Raw genomic sequence first — 16,589 nt, forward strand, 5'->3', positions numbered from 1 at the left:
AAGATGAGATTTCCCATAGCGCAAGCTAGTAAGAACCCTGAAAGATGATCAGGTTGATAGGTCAGAGGTGGAAGCGCGGTGACGTGTGGAGCTGACTGATACTAATCGTTCGAGGACTTAACCAAATAGATTACTCGTTTCTCTTTTTCTTCTTACAACATTATCTAGTTTTGAGGGAATAAAGCTTTTTACGATAGTAAAAAACTTTTTAAAATTCCTCTTGCAAAATGCATAAAAGACAGTATAATAGATATTGTCTTTGAAAAAAATGTCTGGTGGCGATGGCGAGAAGGTCACACCCGTTCCCATACCGAACACGGAAGTTAAGCTTCTCAGCGCCGATGGTAGTTGGGGGTTTCCCCCTGTGAGAGTAGGACGCCGCCGGGCAGGATGCATTTCCATCCAGTTCAAAGATACGGATCGTGTATCCAAGTCGGAGAAATCATTATTATTCCGCAGTAGCTCAGTGGTAGAGCACTCGGCTGTTAACCGAGCGGTCGTAGGTTCGAATCCTACCTGCGGAGCCAATTTGGAGAGCTGTCCGAGAGGTCGAAGGAGCACGATTGGAAATCGTGTAGACGGTCAACGCTGTCTCAAGGGTTCGAATCCCTTGCTCTCCGCCATAGAAACTTTATATTTGGCCCCTTGGTCAAGCGGTTAAGACACCGCCCTTTCACGGCGGTAACACGGGTTCGAATCCCGTAGGGGTCACCAAGATTTTTTCGCGCTAGCGAAAATAATCATCCTTAACATCATCGCACTAGCGATTACAAATGGAGGATTAGCTCAGCTGGGAGAGCATCTGCCTTACAAGCAGAGGGTCGGCGGTTCGATCCCGTCATCCTCCACCATAAATATTATTGTCGCGGGGTGGAGCAACGAGCGTTACTTCACTGTATGAACTGCGAGTTGTACCGATTGAGCGGCAGCTTGAATAAGCTTTCTGAGATCGGGACAGCAATTGCTCTCTAGGAGCATATACAAAACAATATTATTTATTACCGTCGCGGGGTGGAGCAGTCCGGTAGCTCGTCGGGCTCATAACCCGAAGGTCGCAGGTTCAAATCCTGCCCCCGCAATAAATGTAAGTTATTTTCAAGTAATACACTTGAAAATACTTCGGTCCCGTGGTGTAGCGGTTAACATGCCTGCCTGTCACGCAGGAGATCGCCGGTTCGATCCCGGTCGGGACCGCCATTTTGTGGCTCAGTAGCTCAGTCGGTAGAGCAAAGGACTGAAAATCCTTGTGTCGGCGGTTCGATTCCGTCCTGAGCCACCATTTTTAACTGCCTGGTTATTCAGGAAATATATAAAATGGCTTTTTTAACACTGGAAAAAATGTTATAGTGGAGGGGTAGCGAAGTGGCTAAACGCGGCGGACTGTAAATCCGCTCCCTCAGGGTTCGGCGGTTCGAATCCGTCCCCCTCCACCACTTAATATAGGGGTATAGTTTAAAGGTAGAACGAAGGTCTCCAAAACCTTTGGTGTGGGTTCGATTCCTACTACCCCTGCCAATTTTATAATGGCGATTGTGGCGAAGTGGTTAACGCACCTGATTGTGGTTCAGGCATTCGTGGGTTCGATTCCCATCAGTCGCCCCATTATAATCACATTTTCAATACTAATGGAATACAATATATTGGGCTATAGCCAAGCGGTAAGGCAACGGACTTTGACTCCGTCATGCGTTGGTTCGAATCCAGCTAGCCCAGCCATTTTTGCGGAAGTAGTTCAGTGGTAGAATACAACCTTGCCAAGGTTGGGGTCGCGGGTTCGAATCCCGTCTTCCGCTCCAAAAATATATGGCGGCATAGCCAAGTGGTAAGGCAAAGGTCTGCAAAACCTTTATTCACCGGTTCAAATCCGGTTGCCGCCTCCACTAAAACATTAGTGGTAGCAGAAAGCAAGACATCTAAATATGCCGGTGTGGCGGAATTGGCAGACGCGCACGACTCAAAATCGTGTTCCTTCTGGAGTGTCGGTTCGACCCCGACCACCGGTACCACTTTTATTATAAACAGGATTTCCTGTTTTCTTTATTTCATAAAGATATGTATGCGGGTGTAGTTTAGTGGTAAAACCTCAGCCTTCCAAGCTGATGATGAGGGTTCGATTCCCTTCACCCGCTCCATACATACGTGACTAACGCAGTATATCGTTTCCAGAAAACGATATGCTGCGTTTTTTAATTTGTTTGGATTGTAGACAGATTAGTTAGACGATATGAAGCCAGTGTTTTCGTTAAGTAAAAGAAAAAGGATGCATCAGCATCCCAAGATTCTATATGTGCCAGATCCACCATGGATTTGGGTAAACATGTTCATTAGTGATTCGGTCATTTTTTGCATGCTTTCAAGGGAGGATGAAGGTCTTAAATAGACTATCTGCAGGGCGTTGGTAGTTTCTTCTGTCACGGCAGTTCTTTCTGAATCTACAAATGGGCTGCCGAATGGTCCTTGTTCATCTGCAGAGATAATTAGGTTGGCGAGGTTATTGGTTCTTCCATTTAAACCTGTGTACTCTTCGCTCTCTTCTCCTAATTTAATTGTTACATTGCCTATTAGCTTGTCACTGTCGTAAACTCCTATTGGAATCTGATATTCAAGCGAGAAGAAATTATTCAAATCTATCGCACTATGTATGGATTGAAGGTAATTCTGCTTTCCGATTCTGCGGTAGAGGGCTTCGGCCGAGTGTCTATAACGGTTAGGGTCCTTCCCTGTTGTTTTGAAAATTCCTCGCCACTCTTTGATGCCTTCAAGCTCGGTTACGTTTTTTTCCAGAAGGTCGAAGTAGATTGATTCCTGGAAAAGCTGCAGTCTTCCTTTTAACATTTGCGGAGACTTACCTACCTGTATGTCCTTATACTCGATAACCCCGACTTTGAATCCGGGAATTAGACCACATAACCCACTGGAAACTTGAATTTCCATTGATTCCACCTCCAAATCTGCTTTAAAATAGTTTATCATAAAAGTAATTTGCTTTTAAATTTATTGGTTTCAATATATAGATATCAAAATAGAAAGGAGGAAACCGCAATGGATATAACTAGTCTTAAAAAGGATATTATTGAATACAGCAAAACGATCGGAATCGATAAAATTGGTTTTGCCGCACCTACGACCTTTGAGGAGATGAAGCTCAGGTTGTATAGACAGCAGGAACTTCAATATCAATCAGGGTTCGAGGAAAAGGATATTGAGAAGAGAACGGAGCCTGCCTTGATTTTTGACCGTCCAAAGTCGATCATCTCGATTGCGCTCGCTTATCCTTCTAAAATGAAAACCCATGTTGTAAGCAAGAAGGGGGAACGGCGTGGAATCTTCTGCCGTGCATCATGGGGGACCGATTACCACGTGGTCCTTAGGGACAGGCTTAAAAAACTGGAGGAATACATTGCTTCGAAGGTCCCTGAAGCCAGGTTCAAGTCGATGGTCGATACGGGCGAGCTAGTAGACCGGGCAGTTGCCGAACGGGCAGGGATAGGCTGGAGCGGAAAAAACTGTTCGATTATCACACCTGAGTTTGGATCATACGTCTATTTGGGTGAAATGATTACGACTATCCCATTTGAGCCTGATACACCTATGGAGGATCGCTGTGGGAGCTGCAATAAGTGTGTGGATGTTTGTCCGACTGGTGCGCTTATTCAGGGCGGACAGCTTGATGCACAAAAATGTATTGCCTTCGTGACTCAGACTAAGGGTTTTTTGGCGGATGAATTCAGGGAGAAGCTTGGAAACCGTTTATATGGATGTGATACTTGCCAGACTGTATGTCCTGAGAATAAAGGGAAGGATTTTCATTTCCATGAAGAAATGGAGCCAGACCCTGAAATTGCAAAGCCCCTTCTGAAACCTTTACTGACCATGAGTAACCGTGATTTTAAAGAAAAATACGGACATATATCCGGGTCGTGGAGGGGAAAGAAGCCTATTCAGCGCAATGCAATCATTGCCCTTGCGCATTATAAGGATGATACAGCAATACATGAGTTGATCAAGGTGTTGAAGGATGACCCAAGACCTGTTCTCAGAGGAACAGCAGCATGGGCGCTTGGCAAAATTGGAGGACCTGATGCGTTGGACGCATTGAAACGTGCTTCTGCTGTTGAGAAGGATGAGGAAGTACTGAATGAGATCGATAAAGGAATGGAGTTTTTCAAGGACAACCCAGAGTCAAATATAACTGTGTAAGTAGGATGGATTTCGTTAAATCCATTCTTTTTTTATGCGTGAAATCATGGAACGCTTCATAAATATGAATGGTGAAGGGAGAGATGAACATGCGTGAACAACTGCAGGAACTGCTGGAACAGCGTGTCCTTCAATGTGTATCTATGCCGCGAAATCAACTGCACGAGTGTCCCAGTATAGAGCTGAAAAAGCAGAGTTTTGCCAGTAGATCTGCTGAAATTGTAAAAGCAAAGGCAAATGGCAGGATTGAGGAGAAGTTTGAAGATAAGGAGAATGCCTCAGTTTTATATGAGGTTCATTTTCAGTATTTGATTAAACAACGGGATTTATTTTACATGGAAGAGGAAGTAGAGAAGAGACAAGCGGAATTTTACAAGGGCGTCCTTGTTAAGGATGAAAAGCTGAAAGAGATCAAGGCGTCACAGGGCAGGGAGGAAAAGTTGCCTGCTATTGTACAGCAGGAGGCGGAGCAGGAGAGAAAGGGGTTTAGATATGACAGGCTCAAGGCCGTCCAGTATGCGGAAAGATGGTGGAATGACTACAACCCTGCCTATAAGAAGTTCGAGGTAGACTGTACCAACTACATCTCACAATGCCTCCATGTAGGAGGAGGGCCGATGCGAGGGTATCCGAACCGAAGCAATGGCTGGTGGATGCAGAATGATAATTGGAGCTTCAGCTGGTCGGTCGCCAATGCGATGCGTTGGTACATCCCAGGATCTAAGTTTGGGTTGAGGGGAAGAGAAGTAAATAGTGCTGAAAAGCTGAAGCTTGGAGATGTCATCTGCTATGATTTTCAGGGGGATGGCCGCTTCGACCATACCACAATTGTTACGGGACACGACGGGGATGGCATGCCGCTCGTCAATGCCCATACGTATAACAGCAGGATGCGGTATTGGGCTTATGAGGATTCGACCGCCTATACCCAGAATATTAAATACAAGTTCTTTACGATTACTGATGATTACGACGATCAGTGATGACGTTCCGACATTTGTACGGCGTCATTTCTTTTGTTGTGCAGGAGTGTAATGGTATAATAGCTGTAGTTTTTATTAGAGGTGAAAGTCATGGCATTGCATGTTGTATTATACCAGCCGCTCATTCCAGCAAACACTGGCAATATTGCGCGCACATGTGCTGGTACCGATACCGAGCTTCATTTAATCAGGCCGTTAGGATTTTCAACGGATGACAAGATGTTGAAGAGGGCGGGTTTGGATTACTGGGATCATGTGAAGATTCATTATTACGATTCTCTCGAGGACTTTTATACACAGAACGAAGGCGGAGAATTCTTTTATGTGACCAAATTTGGTAAAAAGGCGCATTCCGATTTTGATTATAGTGCAACCGAACAGGATTTTTTCTTTATTTTTGGCAGAGAAACAACAGGACTTCCTAAAGAAGTAATCGAAGCGAATATGGAAACATGCCTGAGGTTGCCTATGAATGAGAATATCCGTTCATTAAACCTGTCTAATACAGCTGCTATATTGATTTATGAGGCGCTGAGACAGCAGGACTATCGCGATTTGCGTAAATACTAGGAGGCCATTTCAGGTCTCCTTTTTGGCATGAACTTGCCTGATGGGACTTAGGAATACGAATGGGGCTATGGAGCCAATGAGAATTAAAGTGTGACTTTGTCAGGCTATGCATAATCCAGAAGGAGTTGTTAATAAAATGAACCAGGTGATTGAGACTCTATTACAACATCGTTCTATTAGGCGTTTTAAGGAGCAACGGCTGGACAGGGAGCAAATTGAAGCGATTGTGAAGAGCGCACAGGCAGCTTCTACTTTTAGCTTCATACAGGCGTATTCGATTATTGGTGTTACGGACCAGAAAAAGAAGGACAAGCTGGCTGAATTGGCTGGTAATCAGGCGTATGTAGCAGCAAATGGACACTTTTTTGTATTTTGTGCAGATCTTCATCGCCTTATGGTAGTTGGTGAAATGGAAAATGCAGATCTGAGTGAGTCGATTGAAAGCACTGAAAAATTCATGGTTGCGCTGATCGATGCAGCTTTAGCCGCCCAGAATGCAGCAATTGCTGCTGAATCATTGGGACTTGGTATTTGCTATATCGGTGGGATCCGCAATGATCTTGAGGCAGTGAAGGATGTATTGAAGACACCTGAACATGTTATTCCTCTGTTTGGCATGGCAGTGGGCTATCCTGACCAGGAAACGGACCTGAAGCCACGCCTCCCGATGGCAAATATTTATATGGAAAACGAATATCAAAAGGATCGGAGCTTGTTTGAAAAACAGATGCATGATTATAATGAAACGACTTCTGAATATTATCGCGTCAGAACGGGCGGAAAACGAGAGGATACATGGACTGGCCAAATGGTAAAAATGGTCGGAGGTAAATCGCGGATGTATATGAAGGAGTTTGTGGAAAAGCAAAATTTGAATAAAAAATAATGTTGAGAAAGTAAAAAAGCTGCCAATCGGCAGCTTTTTATTTTTTCGTGATCCCCGGCTTATCATCGTAACCTGCAGTGAAGATTGCAGATAAGAATGCAATAGTTACACCTATAATTAGAATTAATTTCATGTATGTAAGCCTCCCTTTTATTCGTCTTTGTCCATATAGAAATTATTATATCCTATTATGTCCTAACTGTGAAGGAGAGTGACATTTTTTGCTGTTATAAATAAAAAGGACAATCATGACAGCAGAACGTTTACGCATGTTCAAATTGTTTGCTGCATAGAATTTATTAATCGTCTCTTGATAACGCTAGATGGGGAGGTCCATATGGATATTTTAAAAAAGATTGAGATGTATCGCCAGGATGAAGAGAAGCTTAAGTGGGAAGGGACGTTCAGGGAGTATCTTGAAATTGTGAAGGAACAGCCATGGGTTGCTCAATCGGCACATTCGCGTGTATATAATATGGTCAAAGACGCAGGGATTGAAAACGAAAAAGGCAAGAAGCGCTATTCCTTCTTTAATTCCCAATTATTCGGCCTTGAGGAAGCATTGGAGAGGCTAGTCGAGGAGTATTTCCATCCGGCAGCGAAAAGGCTGGATGTCAGGAAACGGATCCTTCTGTTGATGGGACCTGTAAGTGGGGGTAAATCGACTCTCGTCACGATGCTGAAAAGAGGGCTGGAGGCATATTCCCATACAGACAGGGGAGCAATTTATGCGATTAAGGGCTGCCCAATGCACGAAGACCCGCTGCACATGATTCCACATCATTTACGCAAGGATTTTTATGATGAGTATGGCATTCGGATTGAAGGCAATCTGTCGCCGCTTAATATGATGAGACTTGAGCAGGAATATGGCGGCAGGATTGAGGATGTTATAGTAGAGCGGATTTTCTTCTCTGAGGATAAGCGGACGGGTATCGGAACATTCAGTCCATCCGATCCAAAATCCCAGGATATTGCGGATTTGACAGGTAGCATTGACTTCTCTACTATCGCGGAATATGGATCTGAATCCGATCCGCGTGCATACCGATTTGATGGCGAGTTGAACAAAGCGAACCGGGGAATGATGGAGTTCCAGGAAATGCTGAAATGCGATGAGAAATTCCTCTGGCATTTGCTGAGCCTGACACAGGAAGGCAATTTTAAAGCGGGAAGATTTGCATTGATCAGCGCTGATGAATTGATTGTTGCCCATACAAATGAAACGGAATATCGTTCTTTCATCTCCAATAAAAAGAACGAAGCCTTGCATTCACGTATTATCGTGATGCCGATTCCATATAACTTAAAGGTGTCCGAAGAAGAGAAAATCTATGACAAGATGATCAGGGAAAGCGACGTAAATGATGTTCATATCGCTCCGCATACTCTGAGGGTGGCTGCGATGTTCACGATTCTAACGCGCCTGAAAGATCCGAAAAAAGGCGATATTGATCTGATCAAGAAAATGAGGCTTTACGATGGAGAGAGTGTCGAAGGATATAACAGAGCTGATGTAGAGGAACTGAAGAAGGAGCATCAGGATGAAGGCATGAGCGGAATTGACCCGCGTTATGTCATCAACCGGATTTCTTCGACAATCATCAGGAAGGAAGTTAAAACGATTAATGCTTTAGATGTGCTGAGATCACTTAAGGAAGGTCTTGACCAGCACCCATCCATTACGGCCGAGACAAGAGAGCGTTACCTGAACTATATTTCTATTGCGCGTAAGGAATACGATGATATCGCAAAAAAAGAAGTTCAAAAGGCATTCGTGTATTCATACGAAGAATCAGCTAAAACTCTCATGGACAATTACCTTGATAATGTTGAGGCATATTGCAATAAGGCGAAGATGCGTGATCAGCTGACTGGTGAGGAAATCAATCCGGATGAGAAGCTGATGCGCTCCATCGAGGAGCAGATTGGCATTTCTGAAAATGCGAAGAAAGCCTTCCGCGAAGAGATATTAATCAGAATTTCTGCGTATGCGCGTAAAGGCAAGAGGTTTGATTACAATTCACATGACCGACTGCGAGAAGCGATCCAGAAGAAGCTATTCGCTGACTTGAAGGATATCGTCAAGATCACGACTTCAACAAAGACTCCTGATGAGACACAATTGAAGAAAATCAATAATGTTGTCGCAAGACTAATCGATGAGCATGGTTATAACTCTACCTCAGCCAATGAATTGTTGAGGTATGTCGGAAGTCTGTTAAATAGATAAAACGAGGGGACCTGCATGCAGATTGCAGGTCCTATTAGTTTATAAAATATTGATAGCGGGAATAGTACAGGCAAGAGGTGATTAGAATGGCTAAAAAAGAGTTGCCAAAAGACTATGTTCCTAAAAATAGTTCCATGGCTCGCAACGAAGAAGAAATTGAAAATCTTGGGAAGCAAATGGAGAACCGACGCACAGGCGAAGTCTTGAAAGAAGATTATGATAAAGTTCCGGATCCTATTCAATTTGATAAAGCCAATGAAAAGAAATAACCTTTGCTGATCATGCAGAGGTTATTTTTTTGAGGACATAACGAGACCTCGGTAATTCGGGCTGCTTCACTGGCTTGCAAGCTTTATGAGGCCCTATCCGGTTCAACTTCGGACAGGTTCAGCGGGCAAAGAGGAAAAGCTGCCTATCCGAGAAATTAAATTTGCTGATAGCAGAATAAGGTTATTGCAAGTTATCAGTGTCTGCTGCTGGGAACAGGCAATAGGGCTGCCTGTATAAAAGAACTTCCACCTGTACTTCAGCTATGAAGGACAATAATGCCCAGAAGGATTTGAAGATAAAATGGGCTTGTCCATCCATAGGAGAAATGGTTAATTGTCAAAATTATTTGTAAATTATTTTGTCTTCCTGCATAAGATAGAGTAATTACAATTCCCATAAGGTAAAGTCCATCGGGATATTGTATGAATGTATACTGTATTGTGTTACTGTCAAAATTAAAATTTCAAAGGAGGGGTTGAAAATGACCGATGAAAGCAATCACCAGTTTGTGATTTCCCAGGAAGATTGGTCCCTCCACCGCAAAGGACATGATGACCAACAGCGCCATCAGGAAAAGGTGCAGGAAGCAATAAAGAGCAATCTGCCTGATTTGATCACCGAAGAAAATATTATCATGTCCAACGGCAGGGATGTCGTAAAGATTCCGATAAGGTCACTGGATGAGTACAAAATCCGTTATAACTATGATAAGAATAAGCACGTCGGCCAGGGGAATGGCGACAGTAAAGTCGGCGATGTCGTTGCCCGTGATGGTTCCGGTCAGCAGCAAGGTCCAGGTAAAGGGCAAGGCGCAGGAGACCAGGCTGGTGAAGACTATTACGAAGCAGAAGTATCGATGATGGAAATTGAAGAAGCACTATTTAAAGAGTTGGAGCTTCCGAATCTCAAGAAGAAGGAAGATCAGGAGCATCTGGTTGAAAATATTGAATTCAACGATATCAGGAAGACTGGATTGATGGGGAATATTGATAAGAAAAGGACAATGATGTCGGCGTATAAACGGAATGCAATGACCGGGAAACCATCATTCCACCCTATTTACAAAGAAGACCTTAAATTCAAGACATGGAATGAAGTCGTGAAGCCGGACTCAAAAGCTGTAGTGCTTGCGATGATGGATACGAGCGGAAGTATGGGGCTTTGGGAAAAATACATGGCGAGGAGCTTTTTCTTCTGGATGACCCGTTTTCTACGCTCCAAATATGAAACAGTCGAAATCGAATTTATCGCCCACCATACAGAAGCAAAAGTTGTTTCCGAGGAAGACTTCTTCTCAAAAGGGGAAAGCGGAGGTACAATATGTTCATCCGCCTATCGAAAAGCATTAGAACTTATTGATGCAAAATACAACCCAAGCAAGTTCAACATCTACCCATTCCACTTTTCCGATGGTGATAACCTAACCTCCGACAATGCCCGCTGTGTGAAATTAGTAGAAGAACTGATGAAGGTCTCCAATATGTTTGGTTATGGAGAAGTCAACCAGTACAACCGCCACTCGACCCTAATGTCCGCGTATAAAAACATGAAAGACGATAACTTCCGTTACTATATCCTCAAGCAGAAGGCTGACGTATTCCACGCGATGAAGAGCTTTTTCAAAAAAGAAGAAGAAAATAAATTGTATGCTTAATCAAAAATCGGCAGGATAAAGCTCCTGCCGATTTTCTATATAAAAAACTCCTATATTAATAATCTATTATTTTTCAATTCCGATCGCCTGGCTGCCCATCTGTACCCAGGCTTTTTCGAATGGGGTCCGTGGGACGGCTTTATAACCATCACTGGCAAGAGGGTCGTTTATGTAAATGAATTCCTCATCATAGCCGACAATTAAAACACTGTGTTCTTTGTAAGTAATCTTCACATTTCCTGTATTGGTCTTCCAAACAGTAAACTCCGATTCGGGAAGCGGCGCGAAAGTAGAGTTGGTGATGATCCAAACTGGAGAGCCGTTGTCGATCAGTTCATATAAAGCATCGATTGATTGTGCGGTAATGTCCTTGATTTTCCCGGGCAGATAAGTCTCTGCAAGCTTTGCTACAGGACCGTGGTAAACGCCATATCCTGACTTGTTGAAGGTATAGATATCGCCAACGAAGCCATTATATGGATTGCCGTGAACATAATTTGTGTCGCGGAACGAAATTTTATGTATCTGCTTAGCTAAGGTCATCTTATCGGCTGTGATTCCTTCATACTGCAAAAGCATCGTTAGGCTGGTTACTTCACACCCGCGTTGTAATTCGGGAAGCTGACTGATGTGCGGGACAGCCTCAATCATTTTTTTCTCTTCAGTATTGATGAAATCCTCAAGAACTTTTTTATCAACAATATTTTTTGTTACTGAATGAGCATCTGTTCGGGTAATTTTTGGTGCAACTGCCGCTTGTGTCTGAGCAGTTGGATTTTCAATTGATCCTAAATTCTCCGCCCCAAGGTAGGTGACCAAGAAAATGGCTCCAATTGCTAATGTTCTAATAAACAGTTTTTTATCCAAAATATCTTCTCCTAACATTTCTCATTCAATTTGGTTACCTCTTACAATTTTAACCAAATTCCGACAAGGATACAATAGACTAATAGAATGATATTGGAAATCTGTTGGAAAAAATGTTGGTTTATCGTACATCTAAAAGTAAAAAAATTCGAGTTCCATGCATCCCAGTCAGAAGTCATCTTGAAAAGCCCTGATACGTATTGGCAGGGTGCTGAATATTCAGGTTTGAACAGCAACAGTCAATGCGAAAAAAACCTTTATCGAAGAAAATACATAAAAATTTAGTACAGGAAGCCAGGGAGTATTGAACTCCGACGTCCATAAAATTTGGTTTTTGGGCAAGGATATGGGGAAATGCAGTAGTTGAGACTGAAAGTGAAGCCCCCATAAAAAAGAATTTTGGACAATCATTTTTATGACTTTAATCGGTAATACTATCTCTGCTATGAGTACAATCTTTTTAAAAAAACATGAATTTGTGGTAGGGTATTATAGTGCAACATTAATGAAGGGAGTTTTTTGATGAAAAAGGATTCATCTGTTTTTTTCATATCGACAGGGATTTTGCTTTTAATGGTCCTGTTCGGTGTGTTTGTTCCAGATAAACTTGAATCAGTTACAGCTAATATACAGGCTTTCATCACTGATTCTTTGGGATGGTATTATTTAATCCTCGTTTCTGTGATTGTTATTGTTTGTCTATATTTCCTGATCAGCCCACTGGGTAAAATCAGGCTTGGCAGGCAGGATGACCGTCCGGAATTTTCTACCCTGACCTGGTATGCGATGCTTTTCAGTGCAGGTATGGGGATTGGACTGGTTTTCTGGGGCACTGCTGAACCAATCAGCCACTATATGGTATCGACACCGACTGGAGTAGAGCCGGGATCTGACGAGGCGATCCGCGATTCAATGAGGTTCACATTTTTCCATTGGGGAATCCATGCATGGGCCATCTATGGAATCGTGGCACTAGTTCTTGCTTATTTCAATTTCCGCCATGGAAAGCCAGGGTTGATCAGTTCTACGCTTGAACCAATATTAGGGGACCGCACCAATGGGGTAGCTGGAAAAGTAGTGGATGTAATTTCCGTCGTAGCGACTGTAATCGGTGTGGCAACAACTTTAGGATTTGGAGCTGTACAAATTAACGGAGGGCTATCTTACCTGTTTGGAATACCTACGGGTTTCACTGCTCAATTGTTGATTGTGCTAATCGTTACTGTATTATTCATGATTTCAGCATGGTCTGGACTAGGAAAAGGAATCAAGATTTTGAGCAATGTCAACATGGTTCTTGCTGCGATATTGCTGTTGGCCGTACTAGTTCTAGGACCTACGCAATTTATCCTGAATCTATTTACGAACACAATAGGAACCTACCTGCAAAACCTGCCTGCAATGAGCTTCCGTATAGCTCCGTTGAATGAAGGTGTCCGTTCATGGATTAACGGCTGGACCATTTTCTATTGGGCATGGTGGATTGCATGGGCACCATTTGTAGGGATTTTTATAGCTCGAGTTTCTAAAGGCCGTACCATAAGGGAATTTGTATTCGGTGTTCTTCTCGTCCCTTCCCTGATTGGCTTCCTATGGTTTTCTGCATTCGGCGGGTCAGCGATCATGCTGGAGCATGAAGGAATTGCGAATATTTCCGAGCTGGCTACAGAAGAATCACTGTTTGGAGTATTCGCCAATTATCCAATGAGTTCATTATTGTCCATCCTGGCCATGATTCTCATTGGAACATTCTTTATTACTTCAGCTGATTCAGGGACATTCGTTTTAGGCATGATGACGACGAATGGTTCACTGACACCAGGAAACAGGATCAAATTCACCTGGGGAATCATGCTCGCGGCCATTTCATTGGTGCTGCTGTATTCCGGCGGGTTACAAGCTTTGCAAAACACAATGATTGTTGCTGCGCTGCCGTTCTCCATCATCATGGCTCTAATGGCCTTCAGTTTAATCAAAGCATTAAGCAAGGAGGCAAGAGAGCTAGGAATTGGTAAAATTCCGAAGCGTAAACAACCATAACAGAGAGCAAGGGTATCTTCTCAATTGAGGAAGATACCCTTTTTTTGGGGCAGTTTGCAGAAGCTTATCTTCCAAGACTCTGATACATTTTCCATTTTTGATAACGTACCTGAAAAACCAAAAGAGAGGAAAAAAGCAAATTCGTTTAACTTTTCAATGATTTAATTGTTCGCTAATAGTTAAACATATGTAAAGATATGGTGAAAATTGAACATTTTGTTCTTTTTTAAAATGTAAATGTTTTCATGCGGTTTTTTTGTTAAAATGAATGTATTGTATTTAAGTCATTTCCAAGGGTGATCAGGGATGGAGAAAGAAAAATTATTGAAGATAATCGAGGCAGCTAAGCTGTATTATTTACTTGATTATAACCAGAATGATATTGCCAAAGAGTTGGGAGTATCGAGGCCTACAGTATCAAGGTTCCTGCAGATTGCAAAGCAGGAGGGTATCGTCGATATCAAAATCATGGACCCTACAGAGGATGTAGAGAATTTGTCAGCACAACTTGAACAAAAGTTTGGGTTGAAAAAGGCAATCGTCACCCATATTCCACAATATGAAGACAGTGTAATCAAAACATATCTCGGGGAGAAGGCTGCTGCTTTTTTGAATGAAGTGGTTGACCATGATGATATTATTGGTGTCACTTGGGGAACGACGCTTTATCATGTAGCTCTGGAACTGAAGCAGAAACCGTGCAAGAATGTTAAGGTCGTCCAGTTGAAGGGTGGGGTCAGCCACTCTGAAACGAATACGTACGCAAATGAAATCCTGTATTTATTCGGCAAGGCCTTCAACAGCGCACCCCATCATCTTCCTCTCCCGGCGATTGTTGATCATGTTGTGGTAAAACAAGCGATGGAAGCGGACAGGCATATTAAAAAAATCCTTGAAATGGGGAAGCAGTCAAACATTGCAGTCTATACCATCGGGCCAATAAAATCAGAATCGTTATTGTTCCAGCTGGGATATTTTACAGAAGAGGATCTGCAAGTCATTTATTCAAAAGCGGTCGGCGATATCTGTTCACGCTTCTTTGATAAAGACGGGAAGGTTTGTAACGAAAATCTTAATGCGAGAACATTAGGTATTGAGCTTGAAGAGTTAAAGAAGAAAAAGTATTCCATTTTAGTAGCAGGCGGAGCTCATAAAATTGATGGTATTTATGGTGCATTAAAGGGGAAGTATACAAATGTGCTCGTAACTGACCAGTTCACTGCAAAATTCTTGTTGGATAAGTAAGCCTTTTGAAGGTTTTTAAGTTGTCAATTATGAGGAGAAGGAACAAATACCCGATAGGTTTTTACGACCCTGCGGGTATTTTTGTCGAAATGGTGAAATAGGGATAAATTTCATTTTACATTTGTTCAAAAACTTATTTACAAAAGTTCTTAACTTCTGATATATTTGCTATAGAAAGTTTGAGGTAAACAAATGTAAACGTTTTATTGAAATTTTTTTCATATTATTTGTAAACGTTAACAACTTTTCATCAAATATCACAACAAGAGGTGGGTCAATAATGAATATCTTATGGGGTTTAATAGGGATTGCTGTCGTGTTGGGAATTGCTTTTATTTTCTCGAATAACAAAAAATCAATCAATTTAAGGACAATCTTAGGTGGGTTGGCAATCCAATTCATTTTTGCATTCTTAGTATTGAAATGGGAAACAGGTAAGCTCTTACTGAAACAGCTTTCACTTGGGGTCAACGAAATCGTCAACTATACCGACGCTGGTGTGCAATTCCTGTTCGGCGGATTGTTCCAGGCAGAAAATATTGGCTTTGTATTCGCTTTCCAAGTACTAACAGTTGTTATTTTCTTCTCTTCTTTAATTTCTGTGCTTTACTACCTGGGAATTATGCAGGTAGTTATCAAGATCCTGGGCGGCGCGCTTTCTAAATTGCTGGGCACAAGCAAGGCTGAATCACTTTCAGCAGCAGCTAACATTTTCGTAGGCCAGACAGAAGCACCGCTTGTTGTTAAGCCTTATATCGCGAAAATGACTCAGTCAGAATTATTTGCAATCATGGTTGGAGGACTGGCTTCTGTTGCAGGTTCCGTATTGATTGGGTACTCATTATTAGGTGTTCCGTTAGAATACTTGCTTGCAGCAAGCTTCATGGCTGCTCCGGCAGGTTTGATAATGGCTAAAATCATGATTCCCGAAACAGAAAAATCTGAGTCGTCTGATGAACTGAAGATGGAAAAAGACACGGATTCAGTCAACGTAATCGATGCTGCAGCTAAGGGTGCCAGCACAGGTCTTCAGTTGGCATTGAATATCGGTGCCATGTTGCTTGCCTTCATTGCATTGATTGCTTTGATCAATGGGCTGCTTGGATTCGTTGGTGGATTCTTCGGAGCTGGAAACATAACTCTTGAAACAATCCTTGGCTTTGTATTCGCGCCACTCGCTTTCGCTATCGGCGTACCTTGGGATGAAGCTGTAAAAGCTGGCGGATTCATTGGTCAAAAATTAATCTTGAATGAATTTGTAGCTTACTCTTCATTTGCACCGCAAATTGAACAATTATCTGCAAAAACTGTTGCAATCATCAGCTTTGCGCTTTGTGGATTCGCAAACGTATCCTCAATGGGTATCTTGCTTGGCGGACTTGGAAGCCTTGCGCCAAACCGTCGCGGGGACATCGCTAGAATGGGTGTAAGAGCTGTTGTCGCAGGTATGCTTGCATCACTTTTAAGTGCAGCAATGGCAGGTATGCTTTTATAAAAGGCTGTTTTCGTAAAGAGTATTGTTAAAATCCTAAAGCCGATTTTAACGTAATATAACGCCATTTTGTAGTTCGGTATTAAGTTTGCATGCTCTTTTCTCGTAACAAGAGTCTGCTTTGAGAAGAAAAATAGTTCAATCACTCC

General features: G+C 42.5%; 12 protein-coding genes, 15 tRNA genes and 2 rRNA genes. 27 read left to right on the plus strand and 2 right to left on the minus strand.

The window, feature by feature from the left end:
- From DYI25_RS00005 to DYI25_RS00085, 17 genes are all read left to right on the plus strand, one after another.
- Positions 1-125, plus strand: a 23S ribosomal RNA gene (locus DYI25_RS00005); the annotation flags it as partial.
- A 146-nt stretch (positions 126-271) separates the two neighbouring features.
- Positions 272-387: ribosomal RNA gene (rrf, locus tag DYI25_RS00010) — 5S ribosomal RNA — on the plus strand.
- 65 nt (positions 388-452) lie between these two features.
- A tRNA-Asn gene (locus tag DYI25_RS00015) sits at positions 453-527 on the plus strand.
- Between the two features lie 4 nt (positions 528-531).
- Positions 532-623: transfer RNA gene (locus tag DYI25_RS00020), tRNA-Ser, on the plus strand.
- A 16-nt stretch (positions 624-639) separates the two neighbouring features.
- Positions 640-714 (plus strand) — tRNA-Glu (locus tag DYI25_RS00025).
- Positions 715-775: 61 nt separating this feature from the next.
- A tRNA-Val gene (locus tag DYI25_RS00030) sits at positions 776-851 on the plus strand.
- Positions 852-1,005: 154 nt separating this feature from the next.
- Positions 1,006-1,079, plus strand: a tRNA-Met gene (locus DYI25_RS00035).
- 42 nt (positions 1,080-1,121) lie between these two features.
- Positions 1,122-1,197 (plus strand) — tRNA-Asp (locus DYI25_RS00040).
- Positions 1,198-1,203: 6 nt separating this feature from the next.
- A tRNA-Phe gene (locus tag DYI25_RS00045) sits at positions 1,204-1,279 on the plus strand.
- Positions 1,280-1,348: 69 nt separating this feature from the next.
- Positions 1,349-1,433: transfer RNA gene (locus DYI25_RS00050), tRNA-Tyr, on the plus strand.
- A gap of 8 nt (positions 1,434-1,441) precedes the next feature.
- Positions 1,442-1,515: transfer RNA gene (locus DYI25_RS00055), tRNA-Trp, on the plus strand.
- An 11-nt stretch (positions 1,516-1,526) separates the two neighbouring features.
- A tRNA-His gene (locus tag DYI25_RS00060) sits at positions 1,527-1,602 on the plus strand.
- 39 nt (positions 1,603-1,641) lie between these two features.
- Positions 1,642-1,716 (plus strand) — tRNA-Gln (locus DYI25_RS00065).
- Between the two features lie 5 nt (positions 1,717-1,721).
- Positions 1,722-1,796 (plus strand) — tRNA-Gly (locus DYI25_RS00070).
- A 9-nt stretch (positions 1,797-1,805) separates the two neighbouring features.
- Positions 1,806-1,880, plus strand: a tRNA-Cys gene (locus DYI25_RS00075).
- Between the two features lie 41 nt (positions 1,881-1,921).
- A tRNA-Leu gene (locus tag DYI25_RS00080) sits at positions 1,922-2,006 on the plus strand.
- A 52-nt stretch (positions 2,007-2,058) separates the two neighbouring features.
- Positions 2,059-2,132, plus strand: a tRNA-Gly gene (locus tag DYI25_RS00085).
- A gap of 133 nt (positions 2,133-2,265) precedes the next feature.
- Here the strand turns inward: DYI25_RS00085 and DYI25_RS00090 are convergent.
- Positions 2,266-2,934: a B3/B4 domain-containing protein gene (locus tag DYI25_RS00090; RefSeq protein ID WP_213365413.1), complete on the minus strand. Its 669-nt coding sequence runs from the start codon at positions 2,932-2,934 to the stop codon at positions 2,266-2,268.
- 108 nt (positions 2,935-3,042) lie between these two features.
- On the opposite strand from DYI25_RS00090, the gene queG reads away from it, so the two are divergent.
- The 7 genes from queG (at position 3,043) to yhbH (ending at position 10,796) form a co-directional block, all read left to right on the plus strand.
- Entirely contained in the window at positions 3,043-4,200 is a 1,158-nt protein-coding gene (queG, locus tag DYI25_RS00095) for a tRNA epoxyqueuosine(34) reductase QueG (protein ID WP_213365416.1), read from the plus strand.
- Between the two features lie 89 nt (positions 4,201-4,289).
- On the plus strand, positions 4,290-5,183 hold the full coding sequence (locus tag DYI25_RS00100) for an amidase domain-containing protein (protein ID WP_213365419.1): 894 nt from the start codon (positions 4,290-4,292) through the stop codon (positions 5,181-5,183).
- Between the two features lie 90 nt (positions 5,184-5,273).
- On the plus strand, positions 5,274-5,753 hold the full coding sequence (trmL, locus tag DYI25_RS00105; RefSeq protein WP_213365422.1) for a tRNA (uridine(34)/cytosine(34)/5-carboxymethylaminomethyluridine(34)-2'-O)-methyltransferase TrmL: 480 nt from the start codon (positions 5,274-5,276) through the stop codon (positions 5,751-5,753).
- Between the two features lie 136 nt (positions 5,754-5,889).
- Entirely contained in the window at positions 5,890-6,639 is a 750-nt protein-coding gene (gene nfsA / locus DYI25_RS00110) for an oxygen-insensitive NADPH nitroreductase (protein ID WP_213365426.1), read from the plus strand.
- 337 nt (positions 6,640-6,976) lie between these two features.
- Positions 6,977-8,872, plus strand: a complete 1,896-nt coding sequence (locus tag DYI25_RS00115; protein ID WP_213365429.1) for a PrkA family serine protein kinase — start codon at positions 6,977-6,979, stop codon at positions 8,870-8,872.
- An 86-nt stretch (positions 8,873-8,958) separates the two neighbouring features.
- Entirely contained in the window at positions 8,959-9,141 is a 183-nt protein-coding gene (locus DYI25_RS00120; RefSeq protein ID WP_213365433.1) for a hypothetical protein, read from the plus strand.
- 482 nt (positions 9,142-9,623) lie between these two features.
- On the plus strand, positions 9,624-10,796 hold the full coding sequence (yhbH, locus tag DYI25_RS00125; RefSeq protein WP_213365436.1) for a sporulation protein YhbH: 1,173 nt from the start codon (positions 9,624-9,626) through the stop codon (positions 10,794-10,796).
- A gap of 66 nt (positions 10,797-10,862) precedes the next feature.
- Here yhbH and DYI25_RS00130 read toward each other — a convergent pair whose 3' ends face one another.
- On the minus strand, positions 10,863-11,534 hold the full coding sequence (locus tag DYI25_RS00130; protein WP_425374505.1) for a C39 family peptidase: 672 nt from the start codon (positions 11,532-11,534) through the stop codon (positions 10,863-10,865).
- Between the two features lie 651 nt (positions 11,535-12,185).
- Between DYI25_RS00130 and DYI25_RS00135 the strand changes: the two genes are divergently transcribed.
- The 3 genes from DYI25_RS00135 to DYI25_RS00145 all read left to right on the plus strand — a co-directional run bounded on the left by DYI25_RS00135 (position 12,186) and on the right by DYI25_RS00145 (position 16,443).
- A complete protein-coding gene (locus DYI25_RS00135) occupies positions 12,186-13,703 on the plus strand; it encodes a glycine betaine uptake BCCT transporter (RefSeq protein WP_213365442.1) in 1,518 nt (505 codons plus the stop codon).
- 306 nt (positions 13,704-14,009) lie between these two features.
- Positions 14,010-14,948: a sugar-binding transcriptional regulator gene (locus DYI25_RS00140; protein ID WP_213365445.1), complete on the plus strand. Its 939-nt coding sequence runs from the start codon at positions 14,010-14,012 to the stop codon at positions 14,946-14,948.
- A gap of 280 nt (positions 14,949-15,228) precedes the next feature.
- Positions 15,229-16,443, plus strand: coding sequence for a NupC/NupG family nucleoside CNT transporter (locus tag DYI25_RS00145; protein WP_213365448.1), 1,215 nt, complete (start codon positions 15,229-15,231; stop codon positions 16,441-16,443).
- The last annotated feature ends 146 nt before the right edge of the window (positions 16,444-16,589 follow it).

The organism is Mesobacillus boroniphilus (assembly GCF_018424685.1).
GTDB classification, from domain to species: domain Bacteria; phylum Bacillota; class Bacilli; order Bacillales; family Cytobacillaceae; genus Mesobacillus; species Mesobacillus boroniphilus_A.

Excerpts from the sequence above, each read along its gene's own strand:
- DYI25_RS00090 (WP_213365413.1), bottom strand. The coding sequence starts at position 2,934 with ATGGAAATTCAAGTTTCCAGTGGGTTATGTGGTCTAATTCCCGGATTC.
- queG (WP_213365416.1), top strand. The coding sequence starts at position 3,043 with ATGGATATAACTAGTCTTAAAAAGGATATTATTGAATACAGCAAAACG.
- DYI25_RS00100 (WP_213365419.1), top strand. The coding sequence starts at position 4,290 with ATGCGTGAACAACTGCAGGAACTGCTGGAACAGCGTGTCCTTCAATGT.
- trmL (WP_213365422.1), top strand. The coding sequence starts at position 5,274 with ATGGCATTGCATGTTGTATTATACCAGCCGCTCATTCCAGCAAACACT.
- nfsA (WP_213365426.1), top strand. The coding sequence starts at position 5,890 with ATGAACCAGGTGATTGAGACTCTATTACAACATCGTTCTATTAGGCGT.
- DYI25_RS00115 (WP_213365429.1), top strand. The coding sequence starts at position 6,977 with ATGGATATTTTAAAAAAGATTGAGATGTATCGCCAGGATGAAGAGAAG.
- DYI25_RS00120 (WP_213365433.1), top strand. The coding sequence starts at position 8,959 with ATGGCTAAAAAAGAGTTGCCAAAAGACTATGTTCCTAAAAATAGTTCC.
- yhbH (WP_213365436.1), top strand. The coding sequence starts at position 9,624 with ATGACCGATGAAAGCAATCACCAGTTTGTGATTTCCCAGGAAGATTGG.
- DYI25_RS00135 (WP_213365442.1), top strand. The coding sequence starts at position 12,186 with ATGAAAAAGGATTCATCTGTTTTTTTCATATCGACAGGGATTTTGCTT.
- DYI25_RS00140 (WP_213365445.1), top strand. The coding sequence starts at position 14,010 with ATGGAGAAAGAAAAATTATTGAAGATAATCGAGGCAGCTAAGCTGTAT.
- DYI25_RS00145 (WP_213365448.1), top strand. The coding sequence starts at position 15,229 with ATGAATATCTTATGGGGTTTAATAGGGATTGCTGTCGTGTTGGGAATT.